The organism is Mycobacterium sp., assembly GCF_032159775.1.
Lineage (GTDB): Bacteria > Actinomycetota > Actinomycetes > Mycobacteriales > Mycobacteriaceae > Mycobacterium.
The window spans coordinates 91,744-114,988 of sequence record NZ_JAVHWK010000128.1 but is presented as its reverse complement, the minus strand read 5'-3'; the positions used below and the strand labels follow the sequence as shown (position 1 = coordinate 114,988).

Below are 23,245 nucleotides of genomic sequence, written 5' to 3'. Positions count from 1 at the left end.
TCAGCGGGAGGCTTTCTTGCGCTCGATGTCGGCGAGAGCGGCCGCCAGTTTGGCCCGTTCGGCCGCCGACGTATCCCACGCCAGCTTGCGGTTCTTCACCACCTTGGCCGGCGCGCCGACCGCGATCGAATAGTCCGGGATGTCGCCCTTGACCACGGCGTGTGAGCCGAGCACGCAGCCCCTGCCGATGGTGGTGTTGCGCAGGATGGTGACCTTGGTCGCGATCCAGGTGTCGGGACCGATCCGAACCGGGCCCTTGAGAATGCCCTGATCCTTGATCGGGAGGTTGATGTCGTCCATCCGGTGGTCGAAGTCGCAGACGTACACCCAGTCCGCCATCAGCACCGAGGCGCCCAGTTCGATGTCGATGTAGGTGTTGATGACGTTGTCGCGGCCGAGCACCACCTTGTCGCCGAAGCGCAGCGATCCCTCATGGCAGCGGATCGTGTTCTTGTCGCCGATGTGGACCCAGCGGCCGATCTCCATCGTCGACAGTTCGGGAGTGGCCTGAATCTCCACACCCTTACCGAGGAAGACCATGCCCCTGGTGATGATGTGCGGGTTGGCCAGCTTGAACTTGAGCAGCCGGAAGTAGCGCACGAGGTACCACGGTGTGTACGCGCGGTTGGAGATCACCCATTTCAGGGATGCCACCGTGAGGAATCTGGCCTGGCGCGGGTCGCGGAGCCGAGAGCCCCGCCAGCGCTTGTGCAGCGGCGCTCCCCACATCGTCGTCATGGCCGGAAAGCCTACGCGAGCACTCGCATCCCGAACGGTTACCCTCACGTGGTCCAACAAGGAAAGGAAACCGTGTTCCGGCGACTCGTCGCGCTGACGTCAACGGCGCTGATCACCGGTGCTCTGGCCGGATGCGGTAACACCGACTCCTGGGTCGACGCGCACGCCGCCGACGGCTGGGCCGCCCAGTACGCCGACGCCGCCAATAGCAGCTATGCCGATGTCGCGGGGGCCGAGGAACTCGAATTGGAGTGGAGCCGCTCGGTCAAGGGCGACCTCGGCGCCGGGGCGGCGATGGGGTCCGGACAGTATCTGTCGGTCAACGCGCAAACCCCGGCCGGCTGCTCGCTGATGGTGTGGGAAGCCGACAACAACGCGCGCCAACGCTGGTGCACGCGGCTGTGGCAGGGCGGCGAGTCCTCGAGCCCGTTGTGGGACGGATTCGACAACCTCTACGTCGGCCAACCAGGCGCCATGCTGTCGTTCCCGCCGACGCAGTGGATCCGGTGGCGACAGCCCGTGATCGGAATGCCAACGACGGCAAGGATTTTGGCGCCGGGACAGCTTCTGGTGGTGACCCATCTGGGCCAGGTGCTTCTGTTCGACGCCCACCGCGGCACGGTGATGGGCAACCCGCTGGACTTGGTGGAGGGGGTCAACCCGACTGACGCCCAACGTGGTCTGACCGACTGCGCGCCCGCACGGCCGCGTTGCCCGGTCGCCGCCGCGCCGGCCTATGCCGCCAAGGCGGGAATGGTGGTGGTGCCGGTGTGGCAGCCCGGCGCTGCCGCCTCGGTGCTCGTCGGGCTGAAGTACAACCCGGACCGAAACCCCAGGTTGGCAGTGGCCTGGACCAGCGATGCGGTCAAGGCGGGCACGCTGGCCAGCCCGGTGGCCTCCGCCGACGGGTCGACGATCTACGTCAACGGTCGGGACGACAAGCTATGGGCCATCAACGCCGACAATGGCAAGCCGAAATGGTCGACTCCGGTGAAGTTCCTGTCGCAGACTCCGCCCTCGGTAGCGCCGAGCGAAGACGTCATCGCAGGCGGTGGACCCGACAGCCGGCTGATCGCGATCAGGGACCGCGGCGACCACGCCGACGTGATCTGGACCCGCGATGACGTCTCCCCCTTGACGACGTCGAGCCGGGCAGGCGAACACGTCGCCTACACCGTGGTCACCGACGGAGACAACGGCCAGGCGCTGCTCGTGTTCGATCCCGCCAACGGGCACACCGTGAACAGCTATCCGCTGCCCGACGCGGGGGGCTGGCCGGTCGGAGTGTCGATCGGCCACGACCGCCGCGTCGTCGTCTCGACCAGCGCAGGCCAGGTCTACGGCTTCGCGCCGAGTTAGGCGATCATCCTGTCGACCGGTGCTCGCGGAATCGTCACCGAAAGGGCGCCTGCCGACTCAGGCAGGATGGTGCCCTGGCCGAAGAAGAACATCAACGTGTCGTTCTGGATCGCGAAGTTCTCGTAGGTCGCCGGGTTCAGGCCCACCTGCGGCGCGATCGCCGGCTTGGTGCCCATCTGCTTCTCCAGGTCCGCCTCCACCAGCGGGAAGATGGTCGGCCACGGGTTGGCGCCCGGCTGGAACAGCGGCTGGGTCTTCTCACGGCCGCCGGTGTCGAGCACGATGGGCCAGCGAAGGGTCTGATCCCAGTTGAACGCCTTGTAGAAGGTCTGCGGCTTGGTCCCGCCGACGTCCTGGTAGATCTTGAACACCACCGACTGCGTGCCACGTGGCGGGACCGCCGAGTTGTACTCGGTTGGGGTGACCTCGAGCTGGTAGGGCATGGTGCGCGCGTCGGGCGACTTCGCCACATTGACGAATCCGTCCCTGGTCTGCTTGACCCAGTCGAACACGGCCTGCACGTCGGGATAGTTGGCCGGGTAGGTGATGCTCAGGTTGTATCCGGCGTCGGCTTCTTGGATCACGCAGTTCTGCCCGACGAGGCCACCCTTGAGATCCGAGCACTTCGGCGGTGCGGCCGAAGCCGGTACCGGGGTGACAACACTGGAAAAACCAAGCAGGACGGCTGACGTGGCAGCGAGAACCGACGTGGGAATGCGCATCGATGAAATCCTCTTCGACCGAGAGCGGCCCGGTAGCCGCCGACGACACAATACAGGCGGCAGCAAACCTACCTCTAACGCGAGGGTCGACAGATGAATGCCGTTGCACGACTTGCCGTGCCGGAGCCTATGCGGGTGACCACCACCGATACCGCGGCGGACCCCCGCAGCTTCAGCCGCTTACGGAGTGCGTCCGGGTCGATGTCGACGCCTCGGACCAGAATCTCGACGGCGCCCGCGTCGTGCGCCGCCAGGGCCTGTCGTAGCCGCTTTTCGCTGAAGCCGAGCTCGTCGAGCACCTCGAAGCCACGGACGCCTTCGGGCAGCCGGTCGCCGGACAGGTAGGCGATGTCGGGGTCGAGCTGCCACAGCCCGTGTCTGGCCGCGTAGTGGCGGACCAGTCCGGCGCGGACGACCGCGCCATCAGGGTCCACGATCCACCGGCCCGCGGGCGCCACCGGGCAATCGTCGGGTTCGGCGTCGGTGATCTGCTCGGGACCGCTCAGCACGGTGGCGCGACGGTGTACGCCGACCTCGGCAAGGCCCGACGACCACAGACAGGCCTCGCGCACGCTGCCGTCCAGCGATATCACCTCGACTTCACCGGTAAAGCCGAGTCGCTCGATTTCAGCGAAATCGATTCCAGGCGCGCACTTTACGACGAAATCGCGACCGCGGTAAACGTCGAGCAGCGAGTCGAGCGGTGGGATGTAGTCGTGCGGGTCGAACCGTCGCCGACCGGATCCCCTGCGCGCCGGGTCGGCGAGCACGACGGCGTCGCGGGTGATGGGACGCAGCGCGTCGGCGCGACACAGCGGCACGTCGCCGACGTTGTACCGGGCCATGGCCAGCCGGACCTCGTCGATATCGCTGCCCACCACGAAACCAGCCGTCGTGCGCAGCGATGCGAGTTCGGTGCCGACCGAACACGTGACGTCGTGCACGGTCGCGCCCGCCAGCCGCCGCGCCCGATGGGTTGCGACGGCCTGCGCGGTGGCTTGTTGCAGCGCGTCATCGGTGAACAACCATCGCGACGGGTCATCGAATTTCGCGGCCGCGCGGCGGCGCAACAGCGTGGTCTCGACAAGTACCGCTGCCCGGTCACCGAATCGCGTTCGGATAGAGGAAATGTCGGCGATGCGCGTCGCATCCGTCAATTCATGACCCGCAACATCGCGGAGCGCTGTGGCCCCGGTCTCGCTACCCAGAAAGCCGACCGCGTCGAGGTCGAACTCTACGACGGCTTAACCCCGGTCACCATGACGTTGTAGAACCAGCCCTTGGGTACGAGGTGGCGCCAGACGTTCTCATCCACCCACGACAACGTCGTCCAACTGCCGAACGCGAACTTGGCCCAGCCCCAGCCGAGCTTGCCGGGCGGCACCGTCGACTCGAAGGTGCGTACCGGCCATCCCAACATCGCCGCGGTGAACTCATCGGTGGCGGTGCTGACCTGCACTGCGCCCGCGCGGTTTGCCATCTTCTCGAGGTCGGCCGGGTCGAAGGTGTGCAGGTCCACGATCCACTCCAGCGCCGCGGCCCGCGAGTTCTCGTCGAGCTCGGCCTGAGGGCGCCGCCAGCTGCCGAGTCCGGGCAGCTTCATGGCGCGGATGGTGACGTTCCAGGTCAAGTTCGCCAGAGTCCGCGCATAGCCATTGCCCACGGTGGTGGGCTCACCGGCGAACACGAACCGGCCGCCCGGCTTGAGCACGCGCACCACTTCTCGCAGCGACAGCTCGACATCGGGAATGTGGTGCAGCACGGCGTGCCCCACCACCAGGTCGAAGGTGTCGTCGTCGTACGGAATGCCCTCCGCATCGGCGACCCGTCCGTCGACGTCGAGACCGAGATTCTGGCCGTTGCGGGTCGCCACCTTGACCATCCCCGGCGACAGGTCGGTCACCGAGCCGCGTCGGGCAACACCGGACTGAATCAGGTTGAGCAGGAAGAACCCGCTGCCGCAGCCTAGCTCCAGGGCGCGGTCGTAGGGCAGCTTGCGCTGCTCGTCGGCGGGAACGATGGCGTCGAAGCGGCCGCGCGCGTAGTCGATGCAGCGCTTGTCGTAGGAGATCGACCACTTCTCGTCGTAAGACTCCGCCTCCCAGTCGTGGTACAGCACCTGCGCAAGCTTGCTGTCGTGCCGGGCGGCCTCCACTTCCTCGGCCGTGGCATGGGGGTTCGGAGCCGGTCCGCCGTCGACATCGAGTCCAGCGTTGGATTCCTCATACGTCATGCAGGGCAGCCTAACGGCCCTCGCCAAATCGGGCCTTGGCGGCGGCGAGCAACTGCGGCGGATGGTCGACCAGGCGCTTCGCCCAGGCCATCGCCGAGTCGTAGACAGCATCCGGGGCCACCAACTCGTCGACCAAGCCGAGCGCCATGGCCTCCTTCGCGTCGACGAACCGACCGGTGAACACCAGGTCCTTGGCCTTGCTCTCACCGATGGTGCGGGCCAACCGGAGCGTCTCGCCGGGCGGAAAACCCGACAAGATTTCGGTGGCACCGACTTTGATGTTGTCGCCGGCCACCCGCCAGTCCGCGGCAAGGGCCAGTGTCAGCCCGCTGCCGAGTGCGTAACCGGTGATCGCGGCGACCGTCGGCTTGGGAATCGCGGCCACGGCGTCGACGGCCTCCCGACCGACCTCGGCGGCGCCTGCGGCCTCCTCTGCGTTGAGGGTCTGGCGCACCGTCACGTCGTCGCCTGCGCAGAAGATCTCGTGCCCACCGAACAGGATCGCTGCCGCGATATCGTCGCGCGCACCCAATTCGGCTGCGGCGGAGATGATTTCGCGGCACACCTGGCGTGTCAGTGCATTGGTCGGCGGCCGGGACAGCAGCAGGGTGGCGATGCCGGGATGCTCGTCGAGAGTGTGAACGCTGACGAACTCCCTCACGGGGTGCGGCCCCCCAGCGCCTGGTTGTAGCGCTGCCCGTCGAAGAACTCGAACTCCAAATTGCCGTCGATCATGCTCATGTTCGGCGAGATGGGGATGATCCGGCGTTCGACGGCGAGCACCTCGGCCACTGTGCGGCCTGCCAGCGCGTCGAGCTGAGTCCATGTCGGGGGCAGCAGGAAGCTGCGGTGCGCCGAGAAGTCCTCCAGCGCCGACTCCGGCGTGACCCAGTCGGCCTGATCGGATTCGGTGTTGTCGCCGTCGGCGCGTTGCCCGTCGGGAAGCGCGCCGACGAAGAAGTAGGTGTCGTAGCGGCGGGTGCGCTCCTCCTTGGGGGTCACCCAGTTCGCCCACGGCCGCAACAGGTCGGCGCGCAGCATCAGCTTCTCGCCGCGCAGGAACTTGGCGAAGGACAGCTCCTTGCTCACCAGTGCGGCCCGGGAGTCGCGGTAGCTCGACGCATCGTCGACGAGCAGGTCCGGGTCGTCTGCCGCGCCGGCGAACAGCACACCGCACTCCTCGAACGTCTCCCGCGCCGCAGCGCAGACGAGGGCCTCGGCGAGGTCGGCGTCGGTCCCCAGCCGCTCGCCCCACCAGAACTTGTCCGGTCCATGCCAGGCGATGTCGGCGTTACGGTCGCGGTCGTCGACCCCGCCGCCGGGAAATACCATCACTCCGCCGACGAAGTCCATCCCGCGGTGGCGCCGCATCAGGAAGACCTTGATGCCATCGGATGTGTCCCGGATCAGCATCACGGTTGCGGCAGGCCGCGGAACCAGAGGATCTTCCATCAACGCCTCCTGTGCGCTGCCCGGCTTCTGGTGCGCCGGGCGAAATAGCGGCCGTCGATGATTTCGAGTGCGATGGACTGGCCGAACGCCTTCGACAGATTCTCTGCAGTCAGCACGTCCGTCAGCAGCCCGGCGTCAACGGCGCGTCCCTCCGACAGGATCAGGGCGTGGCTGAACCCGCGCGGAATCTCCTCGACGTGGTGGGTGACGAGCACGATCGCCGGGGCGTCCGGGTCGGCGGCCAGGTCTTCGAGCCGCGCCACCAGTTCTTCACGGCCGCCAAGATCCAGTCCGGCCGCAGGCTCGTCGAGCAACAGCAGCTCCGGGTCGGTCATCAGGGAACGGGCGATCAGCACCCGCTTGCGCTCCCCTTCCGACAGCGTCTCGTAGGTGCGTTCGGCCAGGTGTTCGGCGCCGACGCTTTCCAGCATGTCGATCGCCTGCTCATAGTCGACCTCGTCGTATTTCTCGCGCCAGCGGCCGAGCACGGCATATCCGGCCGACACGACGAGATCGCGGACCAACTCCCCTTCGGGCACCCGTTGCGACAGCGCTGAACTGCTCAGCCCGACGCGCGAGCGCAGCTCGGACATGTCGGTGCGGCCGAGGCGTTCGCCGAGTACGTATGCCGTGCCTGCCGACGGATGCTCCAGCGCGGCGGAGATACGCAGCAGCGACGTCTTGCCCGCACCGTTCGGCCCGATGACCACCCAGCGTTCGTCGAGCTCGACAGACCAGGTGATCGGCCCGACAAGATTTTGTCCGCCGCGTCGCAGCGTGACCCTGGCGAAGTCGATCAGCAGGTCTTCCTCGACGCTGTCGGTTTCGGAGTCGGGCACTTACCCATCGTAGTGTGGTGATTTCGGCGTGTTCGGTTGCGCCTCGCGCGACGAATCACGCCCAAATCGCGGGCGTCACGGCGAAATGTGCCAGCCGTCTGTGCTGTTCATGATCACCAGGTCGGCGGCGTCCGCCGTCGGCGACACCAGATCGGCGTTGGGTTGGTCGGTGTCGGCGACCCAGGCCTGCGCGGCATCGCGGCTCTTGCCGAACTCGACATGGCGGGCCACCAGCCGCTCGACCCGCAGGGCCTCCTCGCTGTCGACGAACCACACCCGATCCATGGCGCGGCGTGCCTGCAGCCACGCCGGGTGCTCCAGCAGCAGGTAGTTGCCCTCGGTGATCACCAGCCGCGCGGTCGGCAGCACCACCAGTGCTGCGGCCAGCGGTTGCTCGAGTGTGCGGTCGAATCCCGGTGCGTAGACCGGCGCATCGGTTTCCACCGCGGCCCGCTTCAGCAGATGCGCGTAGCCGACTGGATCGAACGTGTCGGGTGCGCCCTTGCGGCGCAGAGCGCCGATGCGGCGGAGTTGCTCGTCGGCGAGGTGGAAGCCGTCCATTGGGACGTGCGCAACCCAACCGCGACCCTTGCGCTCGCCGATGCGGGCGAGTAGTTGCTCGACCAACATGGACTTGCCCGCGCCCGGGCTGCCGGCAATGCCGAGGACGGCACGCCGGTCTTCAGCTAGACCGATGGCCTCGTCGGCCAGTCGGTCAAGAATGTCCGATTGGGCAGCCACCCTGTACATCTTCGACATCCGCCGCGCCGGCTCGGCGCTCGGGTGGCCGATCGGGGCGGGCGTTCGTGCGCAGGCCTGCTCTGGACTTCACACCCAATTCGCTCGCGGCTGCGGCAGAGGCCCAGCCGCTGTGTGCCAGAACGCTTTTCGGGGTGATCCGGACGAAGAACTGGACGAGTGGTCCGATCCCGAATGCGTACAAGACGGTGCCGACGCCGACGGTACCGCCGAGCAGCCACCCGACGGTCAACACCGTGGCCTCGATCGAGGTGCGGACCAGCCGCACCGAAAGACCGGTGCGGACGACCAGCCCGGTCATCAACCCGTCGCGCGGGCCTGGGCCGAGGCCGGCGCCGATGTAGAGCACGGTGCTGATCGCGTTGAGCACGATCGCGCCGACCATCATCGCGATGCGAGCCGGAAGCGACGTCGGCACATGCAATATGGCCATGCCGGCATCCACGGTCACGGCGATGACGATGACGTTGGCCACGGTGCCGACGCCCGGGCGGTTGCGGAGCGGGATCCACGCTAGTAGGACCGCGACGCCGACGACGGCCGACGCGACACCGATCGACATCGGTGTCCGCAACGCCAGCCCCTGATGGAACACGTCCCACGGGTCGAGTCCGAGTTCGGCGCGCACCATCATCGCCATCGAGAAGCCGTAGCCGATCAGCCCGAGCAGCAGTGCGCTGCCGCGGACCGCCGCGCTACGCATGGTGGGGGAAACGGATCCGTATCAGGTCGATCTCGTTGCGCACCCGTTCGGCGTCGCGGTCGAGAAATTCGGCCGGGATGCGTTGCGCCGGCCGGAAGATCCTGCCTAACGGGCGGGCCAGTTTTGATGTCCAGTTCATGCTCATGTCCAAATAATGCGGCCAACTGGCTTGTTATTCCATAGCCAGTTGACGCATACTGGCTTCACGATGACAGTAGAAATGCACGCCAGAGCGCTCGATGTGGACCTTCTGGCCCGCGAACTCGGCAACTGGCGTACATCCAGTCGCAGCGGACCGGCCTACTACGGGCTGGCCGACGCCATCCGGCTGCTGATCGTCGACGGGCGCATTCCCGTCGGCGCGCGGCTACCGAGCGAACGCGCGATGGCCGATGCGCTCCGGGTTTCCCGCACGACCGTGACCGCGGCGTACGCGCAGCTCCGTGAGGACGGCTACCTCAACGCCCGCCGCGGCGCACGCAGCACCACGGCGCTCCCGGTCGCACCGGCCGCCGCCGCACGCCCGCAGATCGCCAGCCCAACGATCAGCCTGGCCGCCGCAGCGCTGTCCGCCCCGGCCGCCGCGGTGAGCGAGGCGTTCGTCGACGCCGTCCATGACGTCACCCCATATCTGCACAAAGTGGGCCACGAACTCGTCGGCGTCGATGTGCTACGGGAAGCCATTGCCGAAAGATATTGCGAGCGAGGCCTTCCCACCGATCCCGACCAGGTCCTGGTGACCACCGGTGCGCTGCATGCCATCAACCTCGTGCTGACCACGTATGTGCAGCCCGGCGACCGCGTCCTGGTGGAACAGCCCACCTATCACGGCGCGCTGACGTCCATCGCCACCGCAGGGGCGCGGCCGGTTCCCGTGGCGATGACCGAGGCCGGCTGGGAGCTGGATGCAATTGCGGCGGCGGTGCAGCAGTTGTCGCCGAGCCTGGCGTATCTGATCCCGGACAACCAGAATCCCACCGGCCTGACGATGCCTGCACGGGACCGAAAGCGGTTGGCGGGCATCATCGCCGAGACCAGAACGCGCACCCTGATTGACGAAACGATCCTGGACATGTGGCTCGACGAAGCGGTGCCGGAGCCGATGGCCGCCGCGATGACGACGCGACGCGACCTTGTGCTGACCGTCGGCTCGATGTCGAAATCGTTCTGGGGCGGCCTGCGGGTGGGCTGGGTCCGCGCCGAGCGCTCCACCGTCGCCACCATCGCCGCGCTGCGTCCCTCGATCGACATGGGCACCCCCGTCCTCGAACAGTTCGCCGCCGCAAGGCTTCTGGCGCAGCGCGACGACCTCCTGCCCGAGCGACGCGAAATTCTGCGGGCTCGTCGGGCGCTCCTGCTGTCACTGCTCGATCAGCATCTGCCCGACTGGGAACCCGGCGGCGGTTACGGCGGCATGTCGCTATGGGTCCGGTTGCCTGCGCCGATGAGCACGGCGCTGTCGGCGGCCGCGTCCAGGATGGGGCTGGAACTGCCTGCCGGGCCGCGATTCGGCGTCGACGGAACGCTCGAACGCTTCGTGCGGGTGCCCTATGCGCTGCCCGAGGACGAGCTGTCGGCGGCCGTCGAGCTGCTGGCGCGCGCGTGGCACAGTGTCACCGGTTCCACCGCACCGGAGCCGACCGCGGTCGTCGTCTAGTCGTCGGGGATCTCGACCCTGCGGAACGTGCCGTCGATGGAGTCGGCGGCCTCGATTTCGCCGCGGGTGATCCCGAGAATGAACAGCACGGTGTCCAGGTAGGGATTGCTCAGCGATGCGTCGGCCACCTCGCGCAGGGCGGGTTTGGCGTTGAATGCCACCCCAAGACCTGCCGCGGCCAGCATGTCGATGTCGTTGGCGCCGTCGCCGACGGCGACCGTCTGATCCATGGGGACGCCCGCCTGCTGCGCGAAATCCCTGAGTGCCTTGGCTTTTCCCGGCCGGTCGATGATCTGTCCGATGACTCGACCAGTCAGCTTGCCGCCGACGATCTCGAGCTGATTGGCGGCCACGAAGTCCATCTCGAGCTCGTGGGCCAGCGGTTCGATGACCTGACGGAAACCGCCGGAGACGATCCCGCAGTGAAACCCCAAGCGCCGCAACGTCCTGATCGTGGTGCGCGCCCCCGGCGTCAGCTCGATCTGCTCGCCGACCTCCTCCAGCACTTCGGCCGGAAGGCCCGCGAGCGTCGCGACGCGGCGGTTCAGTGACTCGGCGAAGTCCAGTTCGCCGCGCATGGCGGCCTCGGTGATCTCGGCAACGGCCGCGTGCGCACCGACCTTCTCGGCCAGCATCTCGATGACCTCACCCTGGATCAGTGTGGAGTCGACGTCGAATACGATGAGCCGCTTGCCCCGTCGGGCCAGGCTGTAGTCCTCCAGCGCGATGTCGACGCCTTCGTCGCCTGCGACCCGGGCCATCGCGGTCTGCAGTTGGGTGTAGACGCCGCCCGGCGGCACTGAGACCCGCAGCTCCAATCCCGTTACCGGGTAGTCGGACACCCCGCGGATGAAATCGATGTTGACGCCGAGCGCGGCCACTTCACGGGCCACCACCCCGAACGCTTCGGCGGTGATTGGCCTGCCAAGCACGACGATGGTGTGCGTGGAGGGCTGGCGCATCACCGGCATCTCGTCGCTGCGCTCGATCGTCACGTCGAGTCCGACCCCGTGGATGGCGTTCTCGACTTCGTTCCGCAACTCGGGACCGCCAAGCGCTTCGGCCGTGCCCGACACCAGCACACCCAGCGTCAGACGCCCGCGGATGACGACCTGTTCGACATTGAGCAGTTCCACCTTGTGCCGCGAAAGCACTTCGAACAGCGCGGAAGTCACGCCAGGTTGATCGACTCCGGTAACGGTGATCAGCAGCGATGAGCGCTCGCGCGACGACCGGACAGGTGGAGCCACCTTGCGACTGTTCACGCCTTGCTGGCCCCCCGGCGCTGACATCAGGTTCGGACGTTCTCGCCTTCTAGACGGGTGACGTCCCCGTCCTCCGGTCCGTGGCTACGCCCGATGTGCGCCTCGGCGCGCATTCGATCCACCATGTGTGGGTAGTGCAGCTCGAACGCCGGCCGCTCCGAACGGATCCGGGGCAGCTCGGTGAAGTTGTGCCGCGGCGGAGGGCAGCTGGTGGCCCACTCCAGCGAGTTGCCGTAACCCCAGGGGTCGTCGACGGTGACGGGCTCGCCGTAGCGCCAGCTCTTGAATACGTTCCACGCGAACGGAATCGTCGAGATGCCGAGAATGAATGCGCCGATCGTCGAGATGACGTTCAGCGTGGTGAACCCGTCGGTGCTCAGGTAGTCGGCGTACCGGCGGGGCATGCCCTCGTCGCCGACCCAGTGCTGCACCAGGAACGTGGTGTGGAAGCCGATGAACGTCAACCAGAAGTGCAGCTTGCCCAGACGCTCGTCGAGCAGCCGCCCCGTCATCTTCGGGAACCAGAAGTAGATGCCCGCGTAGGTCGCGAACACGATCGTGCCGAACAGCACGTAGTGGAAGTGCGCCACGACGAAATAGCTGTCGGTGACGTGAAAGTCGATCGGCGGGCTGGCCAGCAGCACGCCGGACAGGCCGCCGAGCAGGAAGGTGACCAGGAAGCCCACCGAGAACAACATCGGCGTCTCGAACGTCAACTGGCCTTTCCACATTGTGCCTATCCAGTTGAAGAACTTGATACCGGTGGGCACCGCGATCAAAAACGTCATGAAGCTGAAGAACGGCAGCAGCACCGCGCCGGTGGCGTACATGTGGTGCGCCCATACCGCGACCGAGAGCGCCGCGATGGACAGCGTTGCGTAGATCAGCGTCGTGTAGCCGAAAATCGGCTTGCGGGAGAACACCGGGAAGATCTCGGTGACGATCCCGAAGAACGGCAACGCGATGATGTACACCTCGGGGTGGCCGAAGAACCAGAACAGGTGCTGCCACAGCAGCACACCGCCGTTGGCGGGGTCGTAGACGTGCGCGCCCAGGTGGCGGTCGGCCGCCAGCCCGAACAGCGCCGCGGTCAGCAGCGGGAAAGCCAGAAGCACCAGGATGGACGTCACCAGGATGTTCCACGTGAAGATCGGCATCCGGAACATGGTCATGCCCGGAGCGCGCATGCAGACCACCGTGGTGATCATGTTGACGCCGCCGAGGATGGTGCCGAGACCACCGACGGCCAGGCCCATGATCCACAGGTCGCCACCGGCTCCCGGGGAATGGATGGCGTCGGTCAACGGCGTGTAGGCGGTCCAGCCGAAGTCGGCGGCGCCGCCCGGGGTGATGAAGCCGGCGATCGCGATCGTCGCGCCGAAAAGGAACAGCCAGAAGGAGAAGGCGTTCAGCCGCGGAAACGCCACGTCGGGCGCGCCGATTTGAAGCGGAAGCACAAGGTTGGCGAACCCGAACACGATCGGCGTCGCGTAGAACAGCAACATCACCGTGCCGTGCATGGTGAACAGCTGGTTGTACTGCTCGTTGGACAGGAACTGCAGGCCGGGCAGGGCGAGCTCGGTGCGCATGAACAGCGCCATCAGCCCGCCGATGAAGAAGAAGACGAAGCAAGCGACGCAGTACATGATGCCGATCAGCTTGTGATCGGTGGTGGTGATCAGCTTGTAGATCAGGCTGCCCTTGGGGCCGAGCCGCGCCGGGAAGGGACGACGGACCTCGAGTTCTCCGACCGGGGGCGCTTCGGCAACCAACACGTCCTCCAAACGTCTCTGCGAGCAAGCCCGCGATGTTCTACCAAATCCTATCTCGCGAAGCTGCCGATGTCGGCATGGGTCCTACAAACGGTCGTAATTGATTTGGTGACGTCTTGAACTGGGACGAACCCGATTAGCTGTTACCGTCGGCGACGTGCTGATCCGCCGCCGCCCGCGCTTTGATCTCAACCGCCGAGCGGCTCGGGCGCCACGTCTGATCGCAGCCGCGGCGGCCGTGCTGACCGCCGTCGTGGTGACCGCGCTCGGCGGCTGCGGCCAATCGGGCGGCGGCCAGGCCTCCCCTGCCGATGAGCCGTCGGTCGTCACCAGCACCACGCGGATCGCGGGAGCCGGTGTCCTGGGAAATCAGCGCAGGCCAGACGAGTCGTGCGCACCCAGCCCGGCACCGGTCGATCCGGGCGAGGGTGACCGGGAGGTCCGCCACGCCGCGGGCAGCACGGTGGTGCGGGCGGAACCGCAGAAGATCGTCGTGCTCTCCGGCGACCAGCTGGACGCCTTGTGTGCGCTGGGCCTGCAGTCCCGCATCGCCGCCGCCGCGTTGCCCGGTGGCTCTGAGAATCAGCCGTCCTACCTCGGCGCCGTCGTGCACGATCTGCCTCCGGTGGGCACCCGAAGCTCGCCGGATCTTGCGGCGATCCGCGCTGCGCAGCCCGATCTGATCCTGGGGTCTGACGCGCTGACTCCGGATCTGCATTCGCAGCTGTCGGCCATTGCCCCGACGGTGTTCACGGGTGCGCCGGGTGCCGCGTGGGAGGACAACCTCCGGACAGTCGGCGCTGCGACATGGCGGGCCGGCGCCGCGAATGGGTTGGTCGACGAGTTCAACGCGGCCGCCGACAAGGAGGGTGCGGACAACGACGCCACGCACTTTCAGGCATCGGTCGTTCAGCTCACCGACACCACGATGCGGGTCTTCGGACCGGATAGTTTCCCCGGCAGTGTGCTGGCAGATGTCGGCGTGGATCGCCCTGCGGCGCAACGTTTCACGGATAAGCCGTACGACGAGGTCGGCATCACCGACGAGGATCTCGGTAACTCCCCCGACTTGTCGATCGCCGACGGCGACATCGTGTACGTCTCATTCGCCTCACCGACGGCCAAGGACCGTGCAGGCGAAGTGATGGGCAGCGACGCCTGGAAGAAGTTGTCCGCCAACAAGGACAACCGCGTCTTCGTCGTCAACAACGAGGTGTGGCAGACCGGCGAGGGCATCGTCGCCGCCCGCGGGATGCTGTCCGATCTGCGCTTGGTCAACGCGCCGATCAACTAACGTCGTCGTCGTGATCCACGTCCTGAAATCGACGTACACGCAACCGCCCGACGTCGTCGAGAAGACCCGCCCAGCACATCTCGAATTCCTGAACGAGGAGATCGCGGCAGGCCGCCTCCTGCTCGCGGGCAGGCAGGAGGACGGCTCCGGAGGAGTACTCGTCACCGGCGACATCAGCACCGAAGACGCACAGGACCTCGTCGCGCGCGATCCCTACACGCGCGCAGGCGTCGCGAACTACGAGCGAACCACGTTCAACGGCGCCTTCCGAGCCGCAGGGCTCTAGGAGATACCTCACAGCAACGCCGGGGATTACGGCCGCGCCCCAACGGGTTACACGGTAATAGCCGCACTGTCGCGGCCTTCTCAGCTGATCATCGCCGAGCGTGTTCTCGCATGCATTGAAGAGGGATTACATGACAACCGCCGTGTCCGCCTACGCCGCGACATCTGCCACCGAGCCGTTGGCTCCGACCACGATCACCCGCCGCGACGTCGGACCGGGCGACGTGGCGATCGACATTCACTTCGCGGGCATCTGTCACTCCGACATCCACACCGTTCGCGGCGAGTGGGGTCAGGTGGTGTACCCCATGGTCCCTGGCCACGAGATCGCCGGGATCGTCAGCGAGGTCGGCTCGGACGTCACCAGGTACAAGGTCGGCGACCGCGTCGGCGTCGGCTGTTTCGTCGACTCCTGCCGGGAATGCGAGTTTTGCCTCGCGGGTGAAGAGCAGTACTGCGACAACCCGGGGATGGTCGGCACGTACAACGGCGTAGGGCGCGACGGGCAGCCGACGCAGGGTGGCTACAGCGGCTCGATCGTCGTCGACGAGAACTACGTGCTGCGCATTCCCGACGCGATCTCGCTGCAGGCCGCCGCACCGCTTTTGTGCGCGGGCATCACCACCTACTCACCGCTTCGGCACTGGGGCGCAGGCGAGGGCACCAAAGTCGCGGTCATCGGCCTCGGCGGTCTCGGCCACCTCGCCGTGAAACTGGCGGTTGCGCTCGGCGCCGAGGTCACTGTGCTCAGCCAGACGCTCAAGAAGATGGAGGACGGGCTTCGGCTCGGCGCCACCGAGTACTACGCGACCAGCGACCCCGACACCTTCAAGAAGCTGTCGGGCACGTTCGACCTGATCCTCAACACCGTCTCGGCGAACCTCGATATGGCCGACTACCTCGGCCTGCTCACGCTCGACGGCACCCTGGTGGAACTCGGCATGCCCGAGAATCCGATGGCGGTCCCAGCGGGCGCACTGATCCTCGGTCGCCGCAGCATCGCCGGTTCGTTGATCGGCGGTATCGCAGAGACCCAGGAGATGCTGGACTTCTGCGCCGAGCACGACGTCGCTCCCGAGATCGAGGTCATCCAGCCGACATACATCAACGAGGCCTACGAGCGGACGGTGGCAAGCGACGTGCGCTACCGCTTCGTCATCGATACCGCGTCGCTGCGTTAGCGCGAGCTACCCGTCGTGCATGCCCGCGAGCGGCCAGCCGGCGGCCGCGAGTTTGGCCGCCACCCGCGCGACGTTCTCCGGGCCGGCGTCGTGCTGGGTGACATCGGAGATGAACTCGGCGATCTCGTCGCGGGTGATCTCGCCGTCGGCCGACGCCCCGGCGCCCGCGTCGGTCAGCTTCCGCACCACTTCCTTGACCTGATCTTCGGTCAAAGGTGTGGCGCGCAGCAGCGCAAGCAGCGGTACCCGGTCGGGGCCGGGTACGCCCTCGGGATAACCGGCCCGCAGCCATCGCAGGATCGACGCGAACATCGACGTGGTGGTCATTACGTGAAGTTTCCTGCCTGAGGGGCGCCGACGCCACCATCAGTCTGTACAGTTTCGGACGCATTCACCGACCGTTCACTCCACGATTTGCTGGTTCCACATCGGATCGACGGTCGCCTACCGGTGCACTGCTTGTAATCTCACCCTGGCGAGCTGAGTGCTCGGGTTGATGCGCCGGCCACGGAGCCATACGAGTTAGGGGCTAATCGTTTTCGCCTGGTGGGGTCGAACGGTATACCGCTACCGAATTGCCGTGGTCGCTGTGATGGTGGCGCTGTGTCTCGGTAGTGGCATCTACGGCAGCAGCCTGGGCGAGCATGTGACCCAGAGTGGCTTCTTCGACGACAACAGCGAGTCGGCACAGGCGTCACGCCTCGGCGACGAGCACTACGGCAGGGACACCTCCGGCCACGTGGTGGCGATCTACACCGCCCCGGACGGCAAGTCCGTCGACGATCCGGCATTCCGCAAAAAGGTTCTGGACAACCTCGCACAGGTAGAAAAGGACCACCCGGATCAGATCATCCGGTCCATCGGCTATTTCAAAACCCCCGACCTGCTGAAGAACATGGCCGACCCGTCGCGGCAGCGCGCGTTCATGTCCATCCAGCTCAAGGGTGACAACGACGACCTCATCCTGAAGAACTTCAAAGCGGTTCAGGCGGATCTGTCGGATCCGGGTGTCGACGTGCAGTTGGCCGGACTGTTGCCGTTGGCCAACGAACTGACCGGGACCATCGCAACAGACCAGCAGCGGGCAGAGGTGCTCGCCATGCCGTTGGTGGTGGTCTTGCTGTTCTTTGTGTTCGGCGGCGTGGTCGCCGCGTTTCTGCCCGGCATCATCGGCGGGCTGACCATCGCAGGCGCGCTCGGCATCATGCGCTTGACGGCGCTGTCGGTGCCGGTGCACTACTTCGCGCAGCCGGTGGTCACGCTGATCGGTCTCGGCATCGCGATCGACTATGGATTGTTCGTGGTCAGCCGGTTCCGTGAGGAGATCGCCGAGGGCTACGACACCGAAACCGCCGTGCGCCGCACCGTGGTGACGGCCGGGCGCACCATCGCGTTCTCGTCGGTGCTCATTTCGGCGTCCGTCGGCGGGCTGTTGCTCTTCCCGCAGGGCTTCCTCAAATCTCTCACCTACGCCATGATCGCCTCGGTCACGTTGGCCGCCCTGCTGTCGATCACGGTGCTGCCCGCCATCCTCGGGATGCTGGGCCCCAAGGTCGACGCGCTCAGCGTGACCACTTTGCTCAAGGTGCCGTTCCTGCGCGACTGGCGGTTCAGCAACCGGATCATCACCTGGCTGGGCGCCAAGCTGGAGAAGACGAAAACCAGCGCAGAGGTCGAGAACGGGTTCTGGGGCAAGCTGGCCGACCGCGTGATGAAACGACCGCTGCTGTTCGCGGTTCCGATCATCATCGGGCTGATCGTGTTGATTCTTCCGCTGGGCAATCTGGCCCTCGGCGGCATCAGCGAGAAGTATTTGCCGCCGACGAACTCGGTGCGCCAGGCCCAGGAGGAGTTCGACCGCACCTTCCCCGGATTCCGCGTCGAACCGATCACGCTGGTGATGCAGAGCACCGACGGCAGGCCGGTCACCGACGCCGAGGTCGCCCAGGTCCGCAGTGAGGCGCTTGGCATCCCGGGATTCGCGGAACCGAACAACGATCCGGCCAACATGTGGAGGGAACGACCGTTCCTCGACGGGGCCTCCAAAGATCCGTCCGTGCGGGTCATTCAGAACGGGTTGGAGAACCGACTGGACGCCAAGACGAAGGTCGATGCGCTGAGGGCGATTCCGATACCACACGATCTGAACCTGATGGTGGGGGGCACGCCCGCACTTGAACAGGACAGTGTCGCAACGATTTCGGAGAAGCTGCCGCAGATGATTCTCATCGCGGTATCCATGACGACGATCCTGATGTTCCTGGCGTTCGGGTCCCTGGTGTTGCCGATCAAGGCCGCACTGATGAATGCGCTGACGCTGTGCTCGACGCTGGGTGTGCTGACGTGGATCTTCATCGACGGCCATCTATCGGGCTTGCTCAACTTCACACCGACGCCTTTGACGGCTCCGGTCATCGGGCTGATCATCGCGGTGATCTTCGGGCTTTCAACGGATTACGAGGTCTTCCTGGTGTCCCGAATGGTGGAGGCCCGCGCGCGCGGCATGACCACAGAGGAGGCCATTCGCACCGGCACGGCCAGTACCGGCCGTCTCATCAGCGCGGCGGCACTGGTACTCGTCGTGGTGGGCGGGGCGTTCGCCTTTTCCGATTTGGTGATGATGCAGTACCTGGCGATCGGCCTGATCACTGCCCTGTTGCTGGACGCGACCGTTGTGCGCATGTTCCTGGTGCCCGCGGTGATGAAGCTGCTGGGCAACGACTGCTGGTGGGCGCCGCAGTGGATGAAGCGGGTGCAGGAGCGCATCGGTCTCGGCGAGATCACCCTCAAAGACGAGCGCAAACCGTCGGAGAAGGTGCCCGAGCAGCTGGACGAATCGCTGGCCTTTGGAACGGTTTTGGGTGTGCCCGCGTGGCAGAAGCCGGTGCATGATCCGTCGCGCCCGGCCGCGGCCGCACTCGCTCCCGCCGGGGCAGCCACCGGGGTGGCGTTGGCCGAACGCCCGCCAGGTGACGGCGAGGCGGCGTCCGAGGAGGCCTCGCTCGAGGGGGAACTGACGATCGGCGATATCGAGGACGCCGAACGCGACGGCGCCGGAGACGACGAACCCCCCACCGCCGCGGATGAGCCCTCCGACGTCGTCGATGAACCCGTTGAGAACGTCGACGAGTCTGCCGAGGACCTGGACGGGGAAGCCGACGAGGCAGAGGCCGAAGACCAGCCCGTGAAGGATTAGCAGACAACCCATCGCCGAAACTGCGCACAGATCGCCCCGCACCTCAACATCTCGATCTGCCCGCAGTCTGGAGAAAAGTTTCCCGTTCGAGTTGTCAGACAGCCCGGGTAGTGCCACGCTCACTGCGGGAACTGCAACGTCGCGGCTCCCGTGCACTGCGATCCGAACGGGAGAGCCGCGATGACGACTGAATCCGCAGAGATGAAGGATGCTCCGGCGCCTGCCGGTCTGAAGAAGGGCGCGATCGGCATCGTCGCCGTCCTCTTCATGGCCGTCGCCAACGCCGCGCCGATCACGGCGATGACGAGCAACACCCCGATAGCGGTGGGTTTCGGCAACGGTCTCGGCGCACCCGCAGGCTTTCTCTTCGCCACGATCATCCTGACGCTGTTCGCGATCGGGTACGTCGCGATGGCCAGGTACATCACCACGGCCGGCGCCTTCTACGGCTTCATCTCCCACGGACTCGGTCAGGTGTGGGGAATGGCCAGCGGCGCGCTGGCCACCTTCGCCTACGTCGTATTCGAGGGCTCGCTGATCGGTGGCTTCGCCTATTTCGCCAACGACGCCTTGAATACCATTGTGGGAGTGAACATCCCATGGTTGTGGTTCGCAATCGGCGGGATCCTGGTCATCGCGGCGCTGTGCCACTTTCACATCAGCCTTACGGCGGCGATCCTCAGCGTGACGCTGACGTGCGAGGTGCTCGTCCTGTTGGCCCTCGCATTCTCGGTGATCGCCAAGGGCGGCGGGCCCGACGGCTTCCTGCTCAACGAGACGGTGCTGCCGCAGAACGCGTTCGAGAGCCTGCCCGGAAGTGCGTTCGGCACCGCCGCAGCGGCCGGTTCCGCGGCGATCGGCCTGTTCTTCGCGTTCTGGTCGTGGGTCGGCTTCGAGACCACCGCGGTCTACGGCGAGGAGTCGCGCAACCCGAAGAAGATCGTCCCTCGGGCCACGCTCATCGCGGTGATCAGCTTGGGCCTGTTCTACACGTTCATCTCGGCGATGGTGATCGCGGGTAACGGCAGGAAGGCATCCGTCGAGTCCTCGATCAGCGCGAATCCGCCCGACCTGCTGTTCAAGCTGGTGGACGCCAACCTCGGCGGGGTGCTGCTGGACATCTACAAGACCCTGCTCGTCATCGGATCCTTCGCCTGCGCGATGGCGTTCCACAACGCCGCCTCTCGCTACATCTTCGCGCTCGGTCGCGAAATCCCCTCTACCGCAGTGCGGAAGACCATCGGTGCGGCGCATCCGACGCACGGCTCGCCCTATATCGCGTCGGCGGTGCAGAGCATCATCACGCTCGTGCTGGTGCTGCTGTTCACGTTCTTCACCGCGGTACAGGTGCCAGACGCCAACGGCACGCCCGTCGACACCCCGACGCTCGTGCCCTTCGTCAACATCTACGGCCTGCTGGCGCTGATCGGCACCGCGGCGATCCTGTTGGTGCAGGCGATCTGTTCGATAGCGGTGATCTGGTACTTCTGGCGCAAGAAGACGCACAACGGCAACGTGATCACCACGCTGATCTGTCCGTTGATCGGCGGGCTCGCCATGTTCTACGTCGTCTGGCTGCTGTGGGACAACCGTGCCTTCGCTGCGGGCTACGCGGCGAACTCGGACGTCTTCAAAGTCGGTCCGTACCTGATCTTGGCGATATTCGTCGTCGGCATCGTGTACGCGCTGTGGCTGCGGTCGGCCAAGCCCGAGGAATTCACAGCTATCGGTCGCACGGTGCTGGAAGAGGCACACGAGCGGGCCGAGGAAGCGCCGAGCGCTCCCCAGGCCTAGGCCCGCGTCGTTCAGTCGCTTCGCGGTGCGATCAGCGGCTGCACCTGTCCGATGACGCCGACGAACGCTTCGATATCGGCGTCGGCGGCTGGCTGAAACACGATCGTGTCGGCTCCTGCGTCGATCCACCGGTTCGCTGCCGCCGCGATCTCCTCTGGGGTGCCGTAGGCGGCGAGATCTTGGGAGGGGTTGTACTCCCAGGAGACGAGTTCGTCGCGCGCCTTGCGTGCCGCATCGGGTTCGGTGGCGCAGACGATGTACACGACGGTCGAATGTCGTTCGATCGCAAGGTCGTTGGCGCAGCCCGCGGAAATGTGCCGCAGTGCGTCGCGCAGGCCGTCGGGAGTGGTACCTCCAGTGATCACTGTTCCCGAGGCGAGTTCTCCACTGAGGGCCAGCGTCCGCGGCCTCTCGGCTCCGATCAGAACTTCGATCGTCGAGTCGGGCGGCCAGTCGAGACCCACGTCGGTGAGCTTCACATATCGACCGTCGACGGTGACGCGTTCGCCGCGCAGCAAGGCTGTCAGCGCCGTGACGTACTCGCGAAGCAGCGTCATCGGCGAGGCGACTTTCTCGCCGATCTGTGCCATCCAGTCCTGCACGCCGTGACCGACGCCGATCCGGATGCGGCCGGGGTACGCGCGGGCCAGGGTGGCGATCTCCATCGCGGTCACCGCGACGTTGCGCATCGGCACGGGAAGGACGCCGACGCCGATCGTCAACCGTTGGCTGTTGGCAAGCGCGATGGCGGCTGCAGAGATACCGCCTGCGAGAAAGCAGTCCTCCCACAGCCACAACTCGTCAAGCCCGGCCGCGTCGGCCGCCTTCGCGGCGTCGGCTAGACGTTCGGGAGCGCACTGCGGTCGAAATACGCAGCCCACACTGACATTCGACGTTTCGGGGGTCATCGGCGTCGGTTTCTCAGCGACGCGAAGCGGTTCTAAAAGTCCCAGTCCTCGTCTTCGGTGTTGATCGCCTTGCCGATCACGTAGCTCGACCCTGACCCGGAGAAGAAGTCGTGGTTCTCGTCGGCGTTGGGTGAGAGTGCCGACAGGATCGCCGGGTTAACGTCCGTTTCGTCGCGCGGGAACAACGCCTCGTAGCCGAGGTTCATCAACGCCTTGTTCGCGTTGTAGCGCAGGAACTTCTTGACGTCCTCGGTGAGCCCGACCTCGTCGTAAAGATCCTGGGTGTACTCAACTTCGTTGTCGTACAGCTCGAACAGCAGCTCGTAGGTGTAGTCCTTGAGCTCCTGCTGCGTGGCGGCGTCCTGCATGGCCAGCCCGCGTTGGTACTTGTAGCCGATGTAGTAGCCGTGCACGGCCTCGTCGCGGATGATCAGCCGGATCATGTCGGCGGTGTTGGTCAACTTGGCCCGGCTCGACCAGTACATCGGCAGATAGAAGCCGGAGTAGAACAGGAAGCTCTCCAACAGCGTGGAGGCGACCTTGCGCTTCAGCGGCTCGTCTCCTTTGTAGTACTGCATGACGATCTCGGCCTTGCGCTGAAGGTTCGGGTTCTCCTCCGACCAGCGGAAAGCGTCGTCGATGTCGGCCGTCGAGCACAGTGTGGAGAAGATGTTGCTGTAGCTGCGGGCGTGCACCGACTCCATGAAGGCGATGTTGGTGTAGACGGCTTCCTCATGTGGGGTCAGCGCATCGGGGATCAGGCTGACGGCGCCGACCGTGCCCTGAATGGTGTCCAGCAGCGTCAGGCCGGTGAACACCCGCATCGTCATTTCCTTCTCGTGGGCGGTCAGCGTCCCCCACGACGGGATGTCGTTGGACACCGGGACCTTCTCCGGCAACCAGAAATTGCCGGTCAGCCGATCCCACACCTCGGCGTCCTTCTCATCCTGAACGCGGTTCCAGTTGATCGCCGAGACGCGGTCGATAAGTTTGATGTCGCCCACTGGAACCCCACTTCACCACGATCTTTGTATGCCTATAGCGGTTCTATAGCCCGACACAGACACTACCCCTGGGGTGGGACAACC

The 23,245-nt window shown here is 65.9% G+C and carries 21 protein-coding genes and 1 pseudogene; 7 read left to right on the top strand and 15 right to left on the bottom strand.

The features are described from left to right. On the bottom strand, window positions 1–738 hold the full coding sequence (locus QOJ24_RS16545) for an acyltransferase (protein WP_526263065.1): 738 nt from the start codon (window positions 736–738) through the stop codon (window positions 1–3). Window positions 739–810: 72 nt separating this feature from the next. Here QOJ24_RS16545 and QOJ24_RS16540 point away from each other — a divergent pair, with 72 nt between their 5' ends. Continuing rightward, entirely contained in the window at window positions 811–2,097 is a 1,287-nt protein-coding gene (locus tag QOJ24_RS16540; RefSeq protein ID WP_526263083.1) for a BamB-related PQQ repeat family beta-propellar protein, read from the top strand. Here the strand turns inward: QOJ24_RS16540 and QOJ24_RS16535 are convergent. The 9 genes and pseudogenes from QOJ24_RS16535 to QOJ24_RS16495 form a co-directional block, all read right to left on the bottom strand. Beyond that, window positions 2,094–2,819 (bottom strand): esterase, encoded by a 726-nt coding sequence (locus tag QOJ24_RS16535; RefSeq protein ID WP_526263063.1) that lies wholly within the window; start codon window positions 2,817–2,819, stop codon window positions 2,094–2,096. The genes QOJ24_RS16540 and QOJ24_RS16535 overlap by 4 nt on opposite strands. Before the next feature lie 74 nt (window positions 2,820–2,893). Next, a pseudogene (locus QOJ24_RS16530) lies at window positions 2,894–4,051 on the bottom strand (THUMP-like domain-containing protein); the annotation flags it as partial. Window positions 4,052–4,053: 2 nt separating this feature from the next. Then, on the bottom strand, window positions 4,054–5,052 hold the full coding sequence (locus tag QOJ24_RS16525) for a class I SAM-dependent methyltransferase (protein WP_526263061.1): 999 nt from the start codon (window positions 5,050–5,052) through the stop codon (window positions 4,054–4,056). 10 nt (window positions 5,053–5,062) lie between these two features. Further along, window positions 5,063–5,713 carry an enoyl-CoA hydratase gene (locus QOJ24_RS16520; RefSeq protein WP_526263059.1) on the bottom strand — a complete coding sequence of 217 codons (651 nt, stop codon included), beginning with the start codon at window positions 5,711–5,713 and terminating at the stop codon, window positions 5,063–5,065. After that, window positions 5,710–6,504 carry an NUDIX hydrolase gene (locus tag QOJ24_RS16515; protein WP_526263057.1) on the bottom strand — a complete coding sequence of 265 codons (795 nt, stop codon included), beginning with the start codon at window positions 6,502–6,504 and terminating at the stop codon, window positions 5,710–5,712. The genes QOJ24_RS16520 and QOJ24_RS16515 overlap by 4 nt, the downstream gene beginning before the upstream one ends. Further along, window positions 6,504–7,343 carry an ABC transporter ATP-binding protein gene (locus QOJ24_RS16510; protein WP_526263055.1) on the bottom strand — a complete coding sequence of 280 codons (840 nt, stop codon included), beginning with the start codon at window positions 7,341–7,343 and terminating at the stop codon, window positions 6,504–6,506. Before QOJ24_RS16510 ends, QOJ24_RS16515 begins: the two co-directional genes overlap by 1 nt. A 75-nt stretch (window positions 7,344–7,418) precedes the next feature. Further along, entirely contained in the window at window positions 7,419–8,093 is a 675-nt protein-coding gene (locus QOJ24_RS16505) for a nucleoside/nucleotide kinase family protein (protein WP_526263053.1), read from the bottom strand. Then, a complete protein-coding gene (yczE, locus tag QOJ24_RS16500) occupies window positions 8,059–8,805 on the bottom strand; it encodes a membrane protein YczE (RefSeq protein ID WP_526263051.1) in 747 nt (248 codons plus the stop codon). Before yczE ends, QOJ24_RS16505 begins: the two co-directional genes overlap by 35 nt. Then, entirely contained in the window at window positions 8,798–8,950 is a 153-nt protein-coding gene (locus QOJ24_RS16495) for a hypothetical protein (protein WP_526263049.1), read from the bottom strand. Before QOJ24_RS16495 ends, yczE begins: the two co-directional genes overlap by 8 nt. 63 nt (window positions 8,951–9,013) lie before the next feature. Here QOJ24_RS16495 and yczR point away from each other — a divergent pair, with 63 nt between their 5' ends. Then, entirely contained in the window at window positions 9,014–10,462 is a 1,449-nt protein-coding gene (gene yczR / locus QOJ24_RS16490; protein WP_526263047.1) for a MocR-like transcription factor YczR, read from the top strand. Here yczR and serB read toward each other — a convergent pair. Next, a complete protein-coding gene (serB, locus tag QOJ24_RS16485) occupies window positions 10,459–11,754 on the bottom strand; it encodes a phosphoserine phosphatase SerB (protein WP_526263045.1) in 1,296 nt (431 codons plus the stop codon). The two genes, yczR and serB, sit on opposite strands and share 4 nt — an antisense overlap. Continuing rightward, a complete protein-coding gene (ctaD, locus tag QOJ24_RS16480; RefSeq protein WP_526263081.1) occupies window positions 11,754–13,499 on the bottom strand; it encodes an aa3-type cytochrome oxidase subunit I in 1,746 nt (581 codons plus the stop codon). The genes serB and ctaD overlap by 1 nt, the downstream gene beginning before the upstream one ends. A gap of 217 nt (window positions 13,500–13,716) precedes the next feature. On the opposite strand from ctaD, the gene QOJ24_RS16475 reads away from it, so the two are divergent. The 3 genes from QOJ24_RS16475 (at window position 13,717) to QOJ24_RS16465 (ending at window position 16,259) form a co-directional block, all read left to right on the top strand. After that, window positions 13,717–14,793: an iron-siderophore ABC transporter substrate-binding protein gene (locus QOJ24_RS16475; protein ID WP_526263079.1), complete on the top strand. Its 1,077-nt coding sequence runs from the start codon at window positions 13,717–13,719 to the stop codon at window positions 14,791–14,793. 10 nt (window positions 14,794–14,803) lie between these two features. After that, the gene (locus tag QOJ24_RS16470) at window positions 14,804–15,079 is read left to right on the top strand and encodes a YciI family protein (RefSeq protein ID WP_526263044.1); all 276 of its coding nucleotides are present in this window, start codon (window positions 14,804–14,806) and stop codon (window positions 15,077–15,079) included. A gap of 130 nt (window positions 15,080–15,209) precedes the next feature. Next, a complete protein-coding gene (locus QOJ24_RS16465) occupies window positions 15,210–16,259 on the top strand; it encodes an NAD(P)-dependent alcohol dehydrogenase (protein ID WP_526263042.1) in 1,050 nt (349 codons plus the stop codon). A 6-nt stretch (window positions 16,260–16,265) separates the two neighbouring features. On the opposite strand, the gene QOJ24_RS16460 is transcribed toward QOJ24_RS16465, so the two are convergent. After that, complete coding sequence (locus QOJ24_RS16460) at window positions 16,266–16,586, bottom strand: DUF3349 domain-containing protein (RefSeq protein WP_526263040.1); 321 nt, start codon at window positions 16,584–16,586, stop codon at window positions 16,266–16,268. Between the two features lie 265 nt (window positions 16,587–16,851). Here QOJ24_RS16460 and QOJ24_RS16455 point away from each other — a divergent pair, with 265 nt between their 5' ends. Next, window positions 16,852–19,455, top strand: a complete 2,604-nt coding sequence (locus tag QOJ24_RS16455) for an MMPL family transporter (protein ID WP_526263077.1) — start codon at window positions 16,852–16,854, stop codon at window positions 19,453–19,455. Window positions 19,456–19,635: 180 nt separating this feature from the next. Further along, window positions 19,636–21,249 (top strand): amino acid permease, encoded by a 1,614-nt coding sequence (locus tag QOJ24_RS16450; RefSeq protein ID WP_526263038.1) that lies wholly within the window; start codon window positions 19,636–19,638, stop codon window positions 21,247–21,249. 11 nt (window positions 21,250–21,260) lie between these two features. Here QOJ24_RS16450 and QOJ24_RS16445 read toward each other — a convergent pair whose 3' ends face one another. Together QOJ24_RS16445 and nrdF are read right to left on the bottom strand one after the other, a co-directional pair. After that, the gene (locus QOJ24_RS16445) at window positions 21,261–22,157 is read right to left on the bottom strand and encodes an LLM class flavin-dependent oxidoreductase (RefSeq protein WP_526263036.1); all 897 of its coding nucleotides are present in this window, start codon (window positions 22,155–22,157) and stop codon (window positions 21,261–21,263) included. A gap of 32 nt (window positions 22,158–22,189) precedes the next feature. Further along, window positions 22,190–23,161 (bottom strand): class 1b ribonucleoside-diphosphate reductase subunit beta, encoded by a 972-nt coding sequence (gene nrdF / locus QOJ24_RS16440; protein ID WP_526263034.1) that lies wholly within the window; start codon window positions 23,159–23,161, stop codon window positions 22,190–22,192. Between the last annotated feature and the right edge of the window lie 84 nt (window positions 23,162–23,245).